The organism is Clostridium sp. DMHC 10, from assembly GCF_001270375.1.
GTDB lineage: Bacteria > Bacillota > Clostridia > Clostridiales > Clostridiaceae > Clostridium_S > Clostridium_S guangxiense.
In genome coordinates this window covers 1,452,917-1,469,263 of record NZ_LGVB01000015.1, presented here as the reverse complement: position 1 = coordinate 1,469,263, position 16,347 = coordinate 1,452,917, and the positions used below count along the sequence as shown (strand labels likewise).

At 31.3% G+C, this 16,347-nt stretch carries 13 protein-coding genes and 2 pseudogenes; 1 reads left to right on the top strand and 14 read right to left on the bottom strand.

The window, feature by feature from the left end; all coding sequences use genetic code 11:
* The 12 genes and pseudogenes from rhaA to AGR56_RS09005 all read right to left on the bottom strand — a co-directional run bounded on the left by rhaA (position 1) and on the right by AGR56_RS09005 (position 14,155).
* Positions 1–1,256 (bottom strand): annotated as a pseudogene (gene rhaA, locus AGR56_RS09065) (L-rhamnose isomerase).
* 110 nt (positions 1,257–1,366) lie between these two features.
* Complete coding sequence (gene rhaB, locus AGR56_RS09060; RefSeq protein WP_053241984.1) at positions 1,367–2,779, bottom strand: rhamnulokinase; 1,413 nt, start codon at positions 2,777–2,779, stop codon at positions 1,367–1,369.
* 56 nt (positions 2,780–2,835) lie between these two features.
* A complete protein-coding gene (locus AGR56_RS09055) occupies positions 2,836–4,125 on the bottom strand; it encodes an MFS transporter (RefSeq protein ID WP_053241983.1) in 1,290 nt (429 codons plus the stop codon).
* A gap of 30 nt (positions 4,126–4,155) precedes the next feature.
* Complete coding sequence (gene rhaM / locus AGR56_RS09050; protein WP_053241982.1) at positions 4,156–4,470, bottom strand: L-rhamnose mutarotase; 315 nt, start codon at positions 4,468–4,470, stop codon at positions 4,156–4,158.
* A gap of 314 nt (positions 4,471–4,784) precedes the next feature.
* Positions 4,785–5,741 (bottom strand): AraC family transcriptional regulator, encoded by a 957-nt coding sequence (locus AGR56_RS09045; RefSeq protein ID WP_053241981.1) that lies wholly within the window; start codon positions 5,739–5,741, stop codon positions 4,785–4,787.
* A 155-nt stretch (positions 5,742–5,896) separates the two neighbouring features.
* On the bottom strand, positions 5,897–8,785 hold the full coding sequence (locus tag AGR56_RS09040) for an ATP-dependent DNA helicase (protein ID WP_053241980.1): 2,889 nt from the start codon (positions 8,783–8,785) through the stop codon (positions 5,897–5,899).
* On the bottom strand, positions 8,782–9,975 hold the full coding sequence (locus tag AGR56_RS19465) for a GNAT family N-acetyltransferase (RefSeq protein ID WP_084756926.1): 1,194 nt from the start codon (positions 9,973–9,975) through the stop codon (positions 8,782–8,784). The genes AGR56_RS09040 and AGR56_RS19465 overlap by 4 nt, the downstream gene beginning before the upstream one ends.
* 94 nt (positions 9,976–10,069) lie before the next feature.
* The gene (locus AGR56_RS09025) at positions 10,070–10,963 is read right to left on the bottom strand and encodes a HAMP domain-containing sensor histidine kinase (RefSeq protein ID WP_347460450.1); all 894 of its coding nucleotides are present in this window, start codon (positions 10,961–10,963) and stop codon (positions 10,070–10,072) included.
* 118 nt (positions 10,964–11,081) lie between these two features.
* Positions 11,082–11,879, bottom strand: a complete 798-nt coding sequence (locus AGR56_RS09020) for an ABC transporter permease (RefSeq protein ID WP_053241978.1) — start codon at positions 11,877–11,879, stop codon at positions 11,082–11,084.
* A complete protein-coding gene (locus AGR56_RS09015) occupies positions 11,872–12,795 on the bottom strand; it encodes an ABC transporter ATP-binding protein (RefSeq protein WP_053241977.1) in 924 nt (307 codons plus the stop codon). Before AGR56_RS09015 ends, AGR56_RS09020 begins: the two co-directional genes overlap by 8 nt.
* 96 nt (positions 12,796–12,891) lie before the next feature.
* A pseudogene (locus tag AGR56_RS09010) lies at positions 12,892–13,572 on the bottom strand (response regulator transcription factor).
* A 331-nt stretch (positions 13,573–13,903) separates the two neighbouring features.
* Positions 13,904–14,155: a hypothetical protein gene (locus tag AGR56_RS09005; RefSeq protein WP_053241976.1), complete on the bottom strand. Its 252-nt coding sequence runs from the start codon at positions 14,153–14,155 to the stop codon at positions 13,904–13,906.
* 174 nt (positions 14,156–14,329) lie between these two features.
* Here AGR56_RS09005 and AGR56_RS09000 point away from each other — a divergent pair, with 174 nt between their 5' ends.
* Positions 14,330–14,617, top strand: coding sequence for a hypothetical protein (locus AGR56_RS09000; RefSeq protein ID WP_053241975.1), 288 nt, complete (start codon positions 14,330–14,332; stop codon positions 14,615–14,617).
* Positions 14,618–14,730: 113 nt separating this feature from the next.
* On the opposite strand, the gene AGR56_RS08995 is transcribed toward AGR56_RS09000, so the two are convergent.
* Positions 14,731–15,714 (bottom strand): methyl-accepting chemotaxis protein, encoded by a 984-nt coding sequence (locus AGR56_RS08995; RefSeq protein ID WP_053241974.1) that lies wholly within the window; start codon positions 15,712–15,714, stop codon positions 14,731–14,733.
* Positions 15,707–16,195 (bottom strand): hypothetical protein, encoded by a 489-nt coding sequence (locus AGR56_RS08990; RefSeq protein WP_157055718.1) that lies wholly within the window; start codon positions 16,193–16,195, stop codon positions 15,707–15,709. The genes AGR56_RS08995 and AGR56_RS08990 overlap by 8 nt, the downstream gene beginning before the upstream one ends.
* Between the last annotated feature and the right edge of the window lie 152 nt (positions 16,196–16,347).

Sequence of the window (16,347 nt, the reverse complement as noted above, 5' to 3'; positions counted from 1 at the left end):
CTACTTTCTTTTTGATAATACTTCTTTTTCATATGTCTTTACTTCAGAAAGCCAGTTTTCTTTAACTGGTACATTGTTAATTTCACAATAGTAATTCCATATGTCACACATTGGATAAGTTTTGAATTCTTCCATTAAGCTAATCTTTCAGTAAAGTTGCCTTCATCCTGTAACTCTTTTAATTTTTCATTTGGCATTAACATTGCAAAGAGTAATGCTTTTATCATATTTCTTGCGCCAATTGTCCATGCTGCTATTCTGTTAATACTTGCATCAAAGAAATCTAAGCCTATTATTACTCTATCTAAAGCATCATTTCTAACTATTTCCTTGGCAATTTCTTTAAGTTCATCATCTAAAACTATAACATGGTCACTATCCCAACGTACTGGTCTGCTTACATGTAATGCAACTTTGTGGAAAAATAAAAGCATTGAAGAAATTTTATCTGAAACAACTTCTGTTGGATGATAATGTCCTGTATCCATTAAAGGTAATAATCCATTTCTAGCTGCAAAATTTATATAAAATTCACTTGAACCTACTGTGTAAGCTTCTGCTCCTATACCAAACACCTTTGATTCTACAGAGTCTAAATTATATTTTAGATCTATTTTTTCCTTGTATATTTCTTCTAGTGATTCCTTAAGTCTCTTTCTTGGTCCTAACCTATCACTTGGTATGTCCTTGTAGCCATCTGGAATCCATAAATTTGTAAGGCATGGTTGACCAAGTTCTCTACCAAAGTATTCTCCAATTTTTCTTGATGCAATGCTGTGTCTTATCCAAAAATCTCTAATTTCTTTATCTGGATGAGAAAGTGTTAAACCATCGGAGGCCTTTGGATGAGAAAATATTGTTGGATTAAAATCTAAACCTAGTCCTCTTTCTTTTGCCCATTTAACCCAATTTTTAAAGTGCTCTGGCTTTATTTCATCTCTTTCAACTACTTCTCCATTTGTTTCTGCATATATAGCATGTAAGTTTACTTTATGCTTTCCTGGAATCAAGCTAAGTGCTTTATCTAAATCTGCTCTTAATTCTTCTGGTGTTCTTGCTTTTCCTGGATAATTACCAGTAGTCGCTATTCCGCCTGAAAGTTCCTGCTGATTAGCCTCAAAGCCTATAACATCATCACCTTGCCAGCAATGTATAGATACTTTAACCTTTTTAAGATCTTCTAACACCTTATCTACATCTATTCCCCATCTTTCATATTCACTTTTAGCTGCTTCATATTTTTCTTTTATATTCATGCTCTTAACCTCCTATTTTATGATGAAACCAATTCAACTATTAAGCTATACATGTACCATAATGTCCTGAAGATTTACATTTTGGAACATGCATAACTTAAGTTTCATCTTCATTTCACTTTAATTGGACTAAATTTTTTTATATCAAATGAATCTTTTATAACTTGTCTTGCTTCACTTAAGTCTTTAAAAGTACCTGAACTTATAAATTGAGCTGCAATATTTCCTACAGCTGTTGCCTCTGATGGACCTGCAATTACTTCTTTCTCTGTTATATTTGAAACTATTTCATTTAAAAGATTGTTTTTGCAGCCACCACCAAAAATATTTATTCTTTTAAATTTCTTCTCAAATATTTCTTCTAGGGAAGTTACCGCCTTTTTATAGCTATGAGCCAAGCTGTTAAATACGCAAATTGCTATTTCTCCAACTTCCTCTGGGACCTTCTGTTTCGTCTCGCTGCAATATAACTTTATTTCATCTATCATGTTTTCTGGCTTTAAAAATCTGTCATCATCTACATCAATAATTGATGAAAAATCCAAATGCTTTCTTGCTAAATCAACTAATTCCGCAAAAGAGTATTTACTATTTAAATTTCTTCTAACCTCTTGTATTACCCAAAGCCCCATAATATTCTTTAAAAATCTGTATCTATAATCTATCCCGCCTTCATTAGTGAAGTTATAATCCATGGCTTGTGGAACACATATTGGAAAACGATTTTCAACTCCTATTAAAGACCAAGTTCCAGAACTTAAATAAATACTGTCATTATCATTGCAAACTGATGCGATAAATGCTGAGCCTGTATCATGGGTTGCCGCAAGTATTACATCCATATTAAATCCAAATTCTTCTACAAGCTCTTTCCTTAAGCCACCTAGGTTTGTTTTTGGAAGCTTTATTTCTTGAAACATATCGTTGTTTATTCCAAATTCATTTAATATCTTCTTGTCCCAGGTTCTATCAAAGGAATTAACTAATTGAGTTGTGGATGCATCTGTGTACTCATTCACCTTTTTCCCTGTAAGCAAAAAATTCAAATAATCCGGTATCATTAGAAATGTTTTTGCCTTATCTAAAATTTCTTTATTTTTGTTCTTTATCGCCAAAAGTTGATATAGCGTATTAAATCTTTGAAACTGAATACCTGTGTACAAATAAAGCATGTCCTTAGGAATCTTTTTAAATGCTTCTTCCATCATTCCTTCTGTTCTATCATCCCTATATGCCACTGCATTGCCTAGCATACCATCGTTTTCATCTAATAGGACGAAATCTACTCCCCAGGTATCGATTCCTATGCTTATTGGTATCTTTCCAATTTCTTTGCACTTTTTTATACCGTTCTTTACTTCATTGAATAAGCCTTTAATGTCCCAACAGTATTCGTCTCCTATTTTACTTATGCCATTTTCAAATCTATATATTTCCTCTATTTTTAGCTTTCCGCCTTCCATATATCCAAGTATATGTCTGCCGCTTGAAGCTCCTATGTCAATAGCTAAATAATAATCCATGGCTTTCCTCCCGTACTTAACAAAAATTTTAATGTTTTGATTACTGTAAATATATATTAAACTGCATCACCATAACGCTCTTTTTCAATTTCTTCAAGTGCTTTTCCTTGAGTATTTGGAGCAAATACAACTCCAATTACTGCACTAATTATGAGGAATCCTACCATACATGCTGCTGCTAATTGAAATCCAAATTTACTCATAATTGTTGGCACTACAAAACTCCATATACCAAGTGCTACACGAACAACAAAGAACATTACTCCTTGAGCACTCCCTCTGTATTTTGTTGGGAAAAGCTCACTTGACCATAATTGATAAAATGGTTGCTGACCAAATCCACAAGAAAGTCCATATACAACAACAAATATTACAAGCATAAATGATTTCATACTTGATGATGGTAATAAAAATATTGACCATGCTGCTATTGCCATTATTGACGAAACTGCATAAATACCTCTACGGCTTACTTTATCTCCCATGCCCATAAATACAAAATAAGTTCCAACTGCTGTAATTCCAAATAAGCCTGCTTGAAGCAAATCAGCTGTTTGTGATGAAACCTTTCCAACGGTTTGATAAATTAATGGCATGAAAAATCCCATTGTACCTGCTGCTAAATTCCAGAACAAATAAACTCCAACTAAAAATAACATTGATTTAATATTTGTTTTTGTTAATAACTGTTTGAAAGTAACCTTTTGTGATGCTTGCCCTTTTTTTATAAGTTCTTTTTCTTTCTTTTGCTCAGCTTTCCAAGATTCTGATTCTGGTACTCCTCTTCTTATTATCCAAGTAAAAAGGGCAACGAAAAATAAATGTGCAAAAACTATACGACTGCCAAGTAATCCTAAACCACCTAATGCAACTGAAAGAATATAAACTATAATTGGGCCTGCTGACCATGCAAGCTGTGCCGAACCACAATGCTTTGCTCTATTTTTAGCTGGAGCACCTTCAGCAATAGTAGTCCAAGATGCTGGTATATCAGCACCAACTGATAATCCTACAATTACATACCCAATAAAGAACATAGGAAACGATTGTGCAAAAACAATAAGCAATATTCCTACCATATAAAACAACATAGAACAGTTGTAGATTAATTTACGTCCATATTTATCACAAAGTTTACCTCCAATTAATGCTCCGATAGCTGCCGAAACAGCATTTGAACTAAAAGCACTCAATAACCCAAGTTGTATGTCAGTCATATGAAGAAAAGTAGTCCAAAACGATAAACCTGCCGCACCAGCAACAATGGAACCTGCATCAATATAATTTGCCATGGATGCTGAAATAGTTGCTATCCAAAGTGATTTTTTTTCTTTACTAATTCCCATTTATTATTCCCCCAATCTAAACCTTTACATTTAATCTAAATGAAATACTTCTTTTAATTCAATTGATACAGGACTGTTATCAAGATTAGTCTCCATAATATCTTTCATATAAGCCCACCATTTCTTGCAAATTTCCGTTTCCCCAGTTTTGTTCCATAATTCTTCATCTTCTATTTCCACATAAGCAAATAGATAATTTGTTTTTGGATCTAAAAAAATAGAATAGTTTTTTGCACCATATTTACGCAACATCTCAACCATTTCAGGCCAAATTTCACTATGACGTTTCTTATATTCTTCCTCAAATCCACTAAATAATTTCATTATACTTCCTTTGCGAATCATTTTATTTTTCTCCTTTAAGCAATTCAATCCAAATAAGTATTTTCTTACTTTTTATTCTTTATTGCAAAAATTGATATAATACATTTAGTTTTTAAAATTGGATACTTACATAAAAGCCTATTCCTTCAATTCTAAGCAGTCATGTCAATTGGCAAGTCATCTTTCATGATAATTCCTCCTTTGATTTAATCGTTTACTTATGCTTAAATTATATTTCATTTTATCACTATTTTTAATATCCAAACGAATTAAATTTTTTATCCTTATTTGCAAATATAAAAAAATAAAAAAGTCTCTAGCTTATACTAGAAACTTTAATGCTTATTATATTTTCTTGGTGTGACCCCATACTTTTTTTCAAATATCTTATAAAAATATGTTGGATTTTCATAACCAACTAGCTCAATGATTTCAGATATAGAATAACTGCTCATTTGTAATAGTTCTATAGCCTTACTGAGTCTTTTTTCTTGAAGCAGCTCCTTAAAGGTCATACCAGTATGCTTTTTAATTAGCTTGCTTAATTTGTAGTTAGGCTGCTTTAATTTTTCTGAAGCTTCTCCTAAAGTTGCCTTATTATAATTTTCATCAATATATTTAAAAATGCTAATTATTATCATCTTTTCATAATTATTCATCGAATAAACTTCTATATTCTCCGAATTTCTTGAAAGTTCTACTAATAAAAGTCCTACTAAAAGTTTTATTGCTGCATCTCTCATTATAGTTAGTTCATATAACTCGGTAATTATTTTCGTAAGGAGGTCTTGAATTTCTTTTTTCTCTGAAACCTTAAAGTATAAATATTCTCCTGCCTCATAATCCTTATATAATGTAGTTATTAAAAACTTACTTATTACATTTTCATCACCTAAAAGCGTTAATATGTAATCAAAAAATTCCGGTTTAATTATAAAATTTATTATTATGTCTCCTTTACCCGAAGCTTCTATTTCATGAGTAATGTACTGATTTAAAAATATAATTTCGCCTTTTTCAAGCTTTATTTTTCTTCCATCTATTATTTGAATTAGAGACCCTTCGTACACATAACTAACCTCGATATAGTTATGTGTATGATTAGGAAAATTAATAAATCTTGTATGTTTTCTAATATCTATTAGTTGACCTTTGGGAAGTAATTTACTACTATCTATAACAAACTTACTATTATCTGTATACAAGCTCTTATTAACTTCATGCTCTCCATTTAAAATCTTTATTTCTTCATCTGTTAATGCAGTTAATTTATCATATATCTCAGCTTTCATCACTATCTCCTTTAACTAGAGTACAAAGTGCAGAGCACAGTTATGGATGATTTTTCTCCGCTAACGCTATGAAAAATCTTATATTATAAGAATTTCCACAGTAAAACGAAGGAAATTCATCCTTCACTGTACTTTGTACTCTGTAATCTGTACTCTTAATTTTTATAGCAAATATCCCTAAAGTACTCCTCTATATTTTTTCTACCTACGCCTAAGTTCACCTTTTTTCCACAAATATAAATTTCTAGTTTCTCCTCTAGCTGAATGCTCGCGTCGTATTTTAAATACCTTTTGCCATATTCTAAAGCCATAAATTCATTTATAAACTTCTCTATATGTTTAATACCTTTAGGCTTTTCTTCTAAAATAGATTTCTTTAAAGCAGCCTTAACCTCTTTCATTATTTGATAGAGATTTATTTGTTTCCACCTTACTCGCCTGTAATTTAAGTCCTTAAAAATTTCATGTTTATTTTTTCTTATAATAGGCACCCCATAAAGCTGTTTTTCAAGTTTTCTTACAGTTGAATTATTGCTGTCAAATTTACTCATAATAAACAGTGCACCATAGTCATATTCGGTTCTTATAATTCTTCCATAAATTTGTTTTAAATCTATAGATACAATTGGGAAATTTACTGCGGCATATGCATTCCAATAGTTTTTGCCTTTTTCAATATTTTTATCTATTAATGATTTATAAAAGGGTTCCTTTCCATTTATATTAGGAAGCTTATCTAAAACCACGGTTGCCATAGTATCACCTGGTATATCTATGCCTTCAAAAAATCCCTTTGAGCCTAGTAAAATATATCTTCCTTCTCTGGATTTCAATTTTTCTATATCTTTTTTGCTTTCAACAATACTAATCCCCAGAGCTTTAAGCTTTTCCGCTGCCTTTTCTTTAAATACCTTAAGCCTTTTTATGCTTGTAAAAAGCACAATGATATTGCCCTCTACATTATTTAAAAGTTCTAAAATAAAACCTTCCATTTCTTCTGAAAAGGCATCTGCATCATTTGGGTCCATGCCCTGTACTGCATAAACTGCACTTTTCTCTTTATATTTGAAAATTGGCTTTATAGGCGGCACTTCTACTATTTCCTTATTTTCCGAACTGGCAATGTTAATTCCCAAAGTGTTTCTCAAATTATTGTAGCCCTTATCCGTACTTAAAGTAGCTGATAAAAACAAGCAGCTATTAACTCCCTTTAGAACTTTTTCATAAAAAGCGCCAGATACATCCAAAGGTATACTTGATATTTTCCACCACTGAAGGTTCCTATCTACTTCAAAATAAAAACAATAGGCTTCTTCACTTTGAATGCACACTTCCTCTAAAAGTCTAATGTAATCATTCATGGTTTCTACTTTCTCCACCAATATCTTAAGCCTTTTATCTTTTTCTAAAGTAGATATATTTTTTAAAGTTGTAATTGCTTTTTCTAAATCCATATTAAATTTAGATATATCTCCTTTAAGATAATCCAAATGCTCCATTATTCTTGCTATCTTTGGATTAAGTTTATTTAAATGCTCTTTAATATTGTACTCCCTGCTTATTCCACTGGTAGACACATATTTTTCAAAAGCACTTTTAATGCTGATAATTTCATTTCTACATGTTTCTATATCACTCTCTATTTCACTTAAAGGCAAGTTTTCCTTTTTAGTTCTCTTTGATAAATAATATAAATATCCATTTTTTTCTTCGCTATTATATATATCTTTTAAAAATTTCTCAAACTCATACGAAATTAAATTGCTTTCAAAGGTATCATAAGCTTCTTCAGTTAAATTATGTGCTTCATCCACCACAAGATTTTGAAGCGGCACAATACTTTGATAAGGCCACTTTAATAAAAGTGAATGATTTACTACAATTAGCTGAGCTTCTTTTAAAGCTTCAACCTTCAAGGCATAATAACATCTTTCTTTATATTTGCAACTATCCACATCACAAAGCTCTGAATCACAAAAACACTGTTCCAATAACTCATTTAAATTAAATTTTTCTTTTATCTCGTCACTTATATCTTCAATATCTCCAATTTGCTTTTCTGTTAACAGCCTTTTTAAATACACATAACCAAGGAGAGTTTTCATATCACTTGGATATTCTATATCTTCAAACCTATCAAAACATAGATAATTGCTCTTTCCCTTTATCAAGGTATAGTTAACATCTCTTTTTAAATCCAGTGCTTCTAAAATATTTGGTATATCTTTATCCACAAGTTGCCCTTGTAACCCCTTAGTGTTTGTGGATAAAATTACTTTTTCTTGTTTAAGATGTGTATAAATAATATAAGGAAGCAAATAAGCCATACTTTTTCCAAGGCCCGTTGGTGCTTCCATTATTGTTATTTTTCCCTTTTCTAGTCCTTCTCTTATAACTTTAGCCGCATCTCTCTGCTGTGGTCTTAGAGTGTAGCTTCTTCCTCCGCGTTTCCATATAGCCTCATTTTCAAAAAGCTTTTCGTAATCCTTAAGAGCAAAAACCGGATACGGCTCTCTCTCTTTATTTTCTAAAGCAGCAGGTTTGTTATCTACAAAACATTTCACATCATCCATGTTCACGCTGGAAATGTACTTATACCAGTTCCAATGTTCGAGCTCTAATATATTCATAGGAATAGCATAGCCATTTTCAGAATAAAAGCGGCTTATAACATAATTAAGTACTTCTATCAACTCTTCTTGAATACTAATATCTTTATATTTTGTCACAAATTTATTTTTTAAATACTGAAGATTAAACTCTGGAAACTCTGGAAAAAGTATGGCCACAAGTTCTAAAGAATCCAAAAACTTGCTTCCAACATTAAGAATACTTTTTGCAAAGGTTGAATCATGACAAACTAAAGGAAGGTCTTCGGCAAAAATCTTAAGTTCTCCCTTAATCTCACTAAGCTGCTCAAACTTATTAAATTTAGTAACTATTTTATTTTTTATCTTAACAGCATCAACCTTTACAAGCTTATTGTCATTTGCAGTTTTTATGTTTAAAAATACTAGATTGTTTAATATGCTATAGGGTTTCATAATTTAAATAGCCAACAAATTTTCTCTTTTGAAATCTGAAATCCAAGTTTTTTCTGAAGCTTTGTAGATGCCTCGTTACCATCTTCAATTTGTCCATAAGCATAAAAACCTTTTTTCAGCATCTCATTTACAGCTTTAACAATAAGATGCGTTGCTATTTTTCTTCTCCTAAACTGAGGAAGAACTTCAAGCATTCCAATTGAACCTTCTTCATGGCTTCCTATAAAACCACAAAGCTCACCATCTATAAATGCACCATACACAACTCCAGCATCTATTCTTTCACCAATATAATCGTCATTACAAAGCTCTTTCTTTGAATAATGTTTAATAATAAAACCTATGTAATCTCTAGTTAAAAGTCTTATCTCTGGTGAAGCTTTTGAAACCTCCATTAGAGTATTTTTAGTGTATACAGAATTATTACATATCATTTTATCCTTAAAATGATATGTGCTCATAAGTAGATCATAGTACACTTCCTGATGACAAACAACTATATTAGCATTCTGTGGAATTTTGCTTATTATTTCCTTCGCTGTCTTCATATCCTCAGTACTCATCATGTAAGCCCGTGATATAGCGTCATAAAGCAGCACACCTTTATCTGAAGCAAATATTATTTCCGCACTGTCTCTTCTTATGCATTGTAGCATATCTACATTTAATAATAGCTTTTTCAACAATAAATTTACTGCAATATTCTCTTTAATATCATATTTCTTTATTTCAACGTCTAGCAATACATTGTTATTAAAAATACAGTGATATTGAAATGTACCCTTATCCTTAAGCATCTTTGGCAAAAATTTAGGTAAATTATGAGCTATCCCTGTGTTCTCTGGATTCATAATCCACTCTACTTTCTTCCAATCCAAAATTCCTTCTCTTGTTTTTATGGGAACTTTGTACTCAAAATCCTCTGAAACCTCCTGCATGAATAAATACATTCCACCATTTCTAATTTTATCTACCCTCCAAGTAACAACACCTTTAAACTGTACATCTTTAAGCTTTATGCCTGTCTCCTCGTATACCTCTCTAAGTATACAGTCCTTTGGAGTTTCACCTTCCTCAAATTTTCCTCCAACTCCATTCCAGCTTCCCATCCAACTTGGCTTTTCTCTATTTAAAAGTAGTATTTCGTCTCCTCTTTTAATAAAACAAATAGTATATTTAAGTTTATCCATTTTTGCTTCTCTCCTAATATTTTAATAAGCATATACACTTTACTTGTATATTATAACAAATAAGTATTGTATTGAATAAAGGTTATATTTAAAATTATTTGAATAGTGGTAATTGAACTCGTATATCAAGTATATTATCCTTAAGTGATGCACTAGTACTGCCGCCAATTTGTTCTGTTAAAAGCCTTACTATAGACAAACCCAATCCAGTGGTCTTACTTCTTGCTTTATCTCCGGTGTAAAAGCGATCAAATAGCCGTTTCACATCAATTTCGGATTCATTCTCAACAAAATTTTTAAAGGATATTACAGCATTTTTTTCAGTAAATATTTGTACCTCTATATCTCCGTGGGAATGCTTTACACAATTTCGTATTAGATTTTGAATAATCCTTATAATTGCCTCTTTATCGACAAAAACAAATACAGGTGGTGCTTCATAAAAATGTACCATCAAATTATTTTTTTCAAGAACTGTAATAGCCGCTGCTATACATTCTGCTACAAGATTTGTTATATTAATCCTCTCCATTTTAAGTTCTGGCTCTGCATTCAAAAGATATGCATACTCAAAAAAGTGTTCAATTAAATCACCCAATTCATTCGCATGCTTTTGAGCAACCTTAAGCTTTTGTCTCTGTTCATCAGAAAGAGTTCCTTTTTCTATGAGCTGTTGATATCCCTTTATAGCAGTAAGTGGTGTTCTAAGATCATGAGAAATATTTGAAATCATCTCTTTAAAATGTTTTTCCTCACGAATAGCATCAATTCGAAGATTTTCCTCCTCTTTAAGACATTTATTTATGTTAGCTGCTAAAGCATTAAGTTCTTTGCTAAATAGGATTAAACTTACAGGCTGACGTGTGTGTTCTTTAAGCCTTTTAGATAGTTGTTTATTAATGCTGTGTAACTGCAGCTGAAGAAATGAAATGTATAAAACAAATAATATAATTGATATACTCAAAATACAAACCACAGTTACGAGCATTTTCATCCACCTTTCAATATAGATAAACTGCGTAAGCTAATAAAATTTATGTGCGCCATAATGACCAGAAGATGTCATTTTGTTACGAATAAATTTCGAATTTTTAGTTGGCTTATCTTTACTTAATTTCAGCCTTTCTAAATACAAAGCATGTAATCGTAAGCATTATAATCATAAATGCTAAACTAACAGCAATTGCCTTTATTATATCATTTGTTCCTGCACTAAGTGACATAAGAGAATACTTACCTTCATATGGCGTAAGCTCATAAATATTTTTAAATACCTTGGATGTTTTCTCCAACCTACTTAACTGAGTACAAAAAAGTACAATGCCATAATACACTGGAACCACAACAACTGGCTTTTTAAAGCTAATAGCAAACGGTATACAAATACTAAGCTGTGCTGCATACAAAATCGCTAATGCAAGCATAATGATTAACAACTTCCACACTTGTGATGTAGAAATAGCCTTACCAGCCTCTAATGTAATTATATTTAAAAAACCGACTGATACTTGACCCATATTATATTTATAACCCGTGCTAATTGCTATGGCAGTTACAATAATATATGGAAGCAAAATAATAAACAAACCGCAACAAAATGTAATTGACTTACTAATAACAACTTTTACTCTACTATTTCCATTTACAATAGCTTCATGGATTGTTCTATTATCAAAATCACCACAAATAATAATACTGGCTACACCAGCTCCAAGAATACTTATCATATTTGCGTCAGAAAACATAAACCCCAGCCCAGAAGCACTTGCACTAAGTTTACCCTGCTGCAATAAATATGCCATCATAATCATAGCTATTGAACTTACAGTTGTAATTCCAAGTAAGATCTTAATTGCCATTGATTTGCGTAATTTAAACAAATCAGCTTTAATCAAATTATACATTCTTTTCACCTCCAACAACAGAAATAAAGTAATCCTCAAGAGTATCACCCTCACTTGAAAAATTTGTAACGATAATTTCATTTTCAAAGAGAATCCTTGCCACTTGCTCCTTATCATCTATATAGTCGTACAGTTTAATCGATTTATCTGGCATAACCTTGTAATTCTGCGTTTTCAGTTCCATTTCTAAAACACTAGCTAATTTTTCTGGTTCCGTACAGCTTATACGAATATGATGTTTACAACATTCCTCAAGTTCATCAAGTGTTAACTCCTGCTTAATTTCGCCTTTATGAATAATAATATAATCAGTAGCTGTTTGATACATTTCTGGCAAGTTATGACTTGAAATTAAAATTGTCATTTGCCTCTCCTCACATAACCCTTTTAACAATTTTCGGATTTCAACTACTCCTAATGGATCAAGTCCGTTTATTGGTTCATCCAAAATAAGCAATTCTGGATTACCAAGAAGCGCAATAGCAATTCCTAAACGTTGTTTCATACCAAGTGAAAAGTTTTTTACTTTCTTTTTACCTGTATTAGCAATATTAACAAGCTTTAATACCTGATCTTCAATACCTTTGTCAGGGATACCTTTCATAATTCTATGAAATCTAATATTTTCTTCTGCTGTCATGCTTAAGTCAAGACTTGGATATTCAATCATAGAGCCAAGCCTTTTTCGTTCATTCTGTAAAGCTTTTTCACCAGTATGACCAAAGAGTTCAATACCTCCGCTTGTAGGAAAAGTAAGACCTGTAATAAGCTTCATAAATGTTGACTTCCCAGCACCATTCTGCCCAATTAATCCATATATTTTGCCAGCTTTCAAGGTTACTGATACATTATTTAAAACAGTAACACCATGATAACTTTTCGTAAGATCTTCCGTTTTTAAAATATATTTAAACATTCCTATTCACCTCTGTCCTTCCTATAAATTAATTATAATGTTCAAAGGTTTAGAAAAGGTTAAGTTCCTAAAGGAAAGTGTCAAGAAAAAGATAATTCATTCTTTATATAAACGATAACCAAGTCCCCACACGGTTTCAACATACTGTGCCTTGGGATTTACCTTTTTTAGTTTGTTTCGTAGATTACTGATATGTGTTTTAACCGCATTATCATCACCAAGGTATTCCTCCTGCCAAATCGATTCGTAAAGATTTGCTTTTGTAAATACCTTGCCCTTATTCTTTATTAACATCTCTAATATCATATATTCCTTAGCAGTAAGCTCAAGTTCACTATTATTCACAGTAACGCTCTTTGTACTATCATCAAACACCATATCTTTATAACGAAAGGATTTATCTACCTGAATCTTCTGGCTTGAACGTCTCAAATTAGCTTCCACTCGTGCTGCAACTTCTCATAAGTCAAAAGGCTTTGTAATATAGTCGTCTGCGCCAAGTTTTAAAAAATCTATTTTAGTGCCAACCATATCCTTTGCAGAAATAATAATAACAGGAATCTCTGAAAACTCTCTCATTTCCTTTAGTATTTCATCTCCGCTTTTATATGGAAGCATAATATCAAGGAGAACTAAATCATATTTTAAGCTTTTAATTTCACGTATACCATCTATACCTGTATAAACTGATTTTACCTCATGTCCTGCGTCTATCAACACTTCTTTTAACATCATATTTACATCTTTATTATCTTCAATAATAAGTATAACGCTCATAATATCCCTCCTGTTTATATATATCATCTTAAAAATCAAAATACCATACAACCATTATTTTCGTAATGTGTAAACTCAAAATTACTGAAAAACAATTAAAGGTTCATAATCCATTGAATCATTGATTTTATCAAATTATTGTTATAACCAATGATATGCTCCCTCCTAAGTGACAAGTTTTTTATTATTTCACTTGTCTACCTAGAAGGGAGCATATCAAGCATAAAAAAATATGCTAATGCGGCACCCTCCTTATTAAGGTGATTTCGTAAAAAACGCATCCAAGTTTAAGAAAGCTTGATACGCTCTTAAATCTTATTCATTCTAAAATTTAGTCTTCTCTAAAATCCATAATTTTCTCTAAGTTCATTCTAAATTTTACCCAGCTGCGGTGATTCCATCTGTATCCATTAATGCACGTACAATTTCTTTCAGTAATCCATGCCAAAAAACCATCTCCAAATTTAGGCCAAATATATATAATTTTATGAAGACTTGGTCTAATTCTTCTTTGTATTTTCCTTTCATCTCTTGAAATTCTACTTGGCAGATCAATATCATTTAATCCTAAATATGAGTACATTTAAACACCTTCTCCCAATGTTCTTAATACATAATATGCACTTCGATTTTATTGATTATCCCAATTTTTATATAAATATGTACTATTATATCTTATATAAAAAAACAAAATAAATGTATTGACTCCTACCTTAGGGTATACTCTATAGTAATAAATGTTGAGAGGAGAAATAAAATGTACACAGTTAATGGAGTTGCTATTGAATCACAATCATTTAATAAAGACATGATTATATTCTTGCAAAATAATTTGTCTGCAAATGATTCGAAAGTCATAGATCGTATAAAAAAGCACCTAAAATTTTGGGGGAATAAAGGTACTCTAGCAACACCAAAAGACTTTGTAAATCAAACGGAATTTTTCATTACAGATGAATTTCACAGAAATATACTAGAACAGCAGCAGATTGGATACTCTTATTTTCTAAATAAGGCCGCAGTTAACTACTTAGAAAACTTATAATTGAAATGGAATACCAAATTATACAGCTAATTCGGCATTCTTTTAGCATTTGAAAATATACCTACGTTTTAAAAGAATATTGATAAAACTTATATTTTTTTTAATTGATAATATTAAATATTGTCATTTCTAATTGTAAGTAAAGTCTCAGCTATTTCTCCCACTTGTGATACTGAGCTTTCAATACTTCTCATAGAATTAAGCTGCTGTGATGATTCTTTTGACACATATCTTAATTTTTCAAGAAGCCGCTCTGTTAAGTTCTTAATATTTGAAATTATATCTTCTATAGTATTTCCGTGTTCAGCAACTTGTCCGCTTGTAGAAGTTATTTGTTCAATCTTCAAATAAGATTTTTCTTCTAACTCCTGAAACTGCTTAAATGCTTGTCCTACATTATTTACTTTGTCTATGCCTTCTTTAATCTCTTTAGAACTTGTATCTATAGTGATAACAGCATCATTCATTTCATTTGTCATATTTTGTATAAGTGTAGTTATTTCATTGGTAGATGAAGCAGATTGTTCAGCCAGCTTTCGTATTTCTTCTGCAACCACAGCAAATCCTTTTCCCGATTCTCCTGCACGAGCTGCCTCTATTGCGGCATTCAATGCAAGCAAATTAGTTTGTTCAGTTATACCTGTAATTATATCTACTATTTTTCTTATCTGTTTTGATTTTTCACTAAGGTTTGTCATAACCTGCTTATTACTATCGCTTAATGTATCTATATTTTTCATACTTATGAGAGCATTGTTCAGCACTTCCACATTGGTCTCTGTTGACTTACGTGTTTCCGTAGATATACTTGATAATTCTTGGGATTGTTTAGATATATTATTCAAAGAATCAGAGATTTTTTTAATTTTTTCTAAAGTGCTTACTACATAATTAAAACTTTTTTCATTGTCGCTGGTTGCATTCCCTGTATTTTTTGATATCTCTTCATTAAAGGAAACTCCGTCCTTTATTTCTGAAGTTAAATTTTTTACAGAAGCTGATAAGGCTAGTGAAGCATCTTTTGATTTATTCATAACGATTTCTATCTCTTCTAAAAGTCTATTTTTTTCTTCTGCTCCAACAAGTCCATCAAACATCTTTTTTAGTTCTTCGTGTAAGCATACTAAAAATAAGTGTAATAGCAATTAGCTCTAATAAAAAACCAGCAACAGTCCCTATGTAATTTGCCATAATTTGATTGTGTGGAAGACCTTTAAGCTGATCAAATATTCTAATATACCTTGATATAGCAAGGTTAGGTATGCTTATTAGAAATGAGATAATAACAAGTTTTCGATCTATGTACAAGCAGCTTAATGCTACTGGAAATATATACACTATATTTACTCCTATGTGCTGATTTGTTGCCAAAATACCAACTATCACTGTCCCTGTTATCATTACTGAATATTTAACTATGCTGCTGCTCACTCTTAGCTTTCTTAAGATAGTAGGAATACAAGCGATGATAATACCTGCCGCAGTAAATGCTATTAAAACATTCCATTGTATTGAAAATATTTTAAGATAGTTGAGCAAAAGCATTAAAGGAAATATCACAAGAGATACTACAATCAAAATTCTTGATGCAATAATATTGATTTCTTGTTCATTTTTTTAATAAATATTGATTCATTCATTTGAACAACCCCCGAATTTTATTTCTATCTTAATTTATCATATATTGCATCATTAGGCAATTACTTAGTTGATAAGGCATTACCCTCCTA

Excerpts from the sequence above, each read along its gene's own strand:
- AGR56_RS08995 (WP_053241974.1), bottom strand. The coding sequence starts at position 15,714 with ATGTTTGATGGACTTGTTGGAGCAGAAGAAAAAAATAGACTTTTAGAA.
- AGR56_RS09005 (WP_053241976.1), bottom strand. The coding sequence starts at position 14,155 with ATGTACTCATATTTAGGATTAAATGATATTGATCTGCCAAGTAGAATT.
- AGR56_RS09000 (WP_053241975.1), top strand. The coding sequence starts at position 14,330 with ATGTACACAGTTAATGGAGTTGCTATTGAATCACAATCATTTAATAAA.
- AGR56_RS09020 (WP_053241978.1), bottom strand. The coding sequence starts at position 11,879 with ATGTATAATTTGATTAAAGCTGATTTGTTTAAATTACGCAAATCAATG.
- AGR56_RS09055 (WP_053241983.1), bottom strand. The coding sequence starts at position 4,125 with ATGGGAATTAGTAAAGAAAAAAAATCACTTTGGATAGCAACTATTTCA.
- rhaB (WP_053241984.1), bottom strand. The coding sequence starts at position 2,779 with ATGGATTATTATTTAGCTATTGACATAGGAGCTTCAAGCGGCAGACAT.
- AGR56_RS09015 (WP_053241977.1), bottom strand. The coding sequence starts at position 12,795 with ATGTTTAAATATATTTTAAAAACGGAAGATCTTACGAAAAGTTATCAT.
- AGR56_RS09040 (WP_053241980.1), bottom strand. The coding sequence starts at position 8,785 with ATGAAACCCTATAGCATATTAAACAATCTAGTATTTTTAAACATAAAA.
- AGR56_RS19465 (WP_084756926.1), bottom strand. The coding sequence starts at position 9,975 with ATGGATAAACTTAAATATACTATTTGTTTTATTAAAAGAGGAGACGAA.
- rhaM (WP_053241982.1), bottom strand. The coding sequence starts at position 4,470 with ATGATTCGCAAAGGAAGTATAATGAAATTATTTAGTGGATTTGAGGAA.
- AGR56_RS09025 (WP_347460450.1), bottom strand. The coding sequence starts at position 10,963 with ATGCTCGTAACTGTGGTTTGTATTTTGAGTATATCAATTATATTATTT.
- AGR56_RS09045 (WP_053241981.1), bottom strand. The coding sequence starts at position 5,741 with ATGAAAGCTGAGATATATGATAAATTAACTGCATTAACAGATGAAGAA.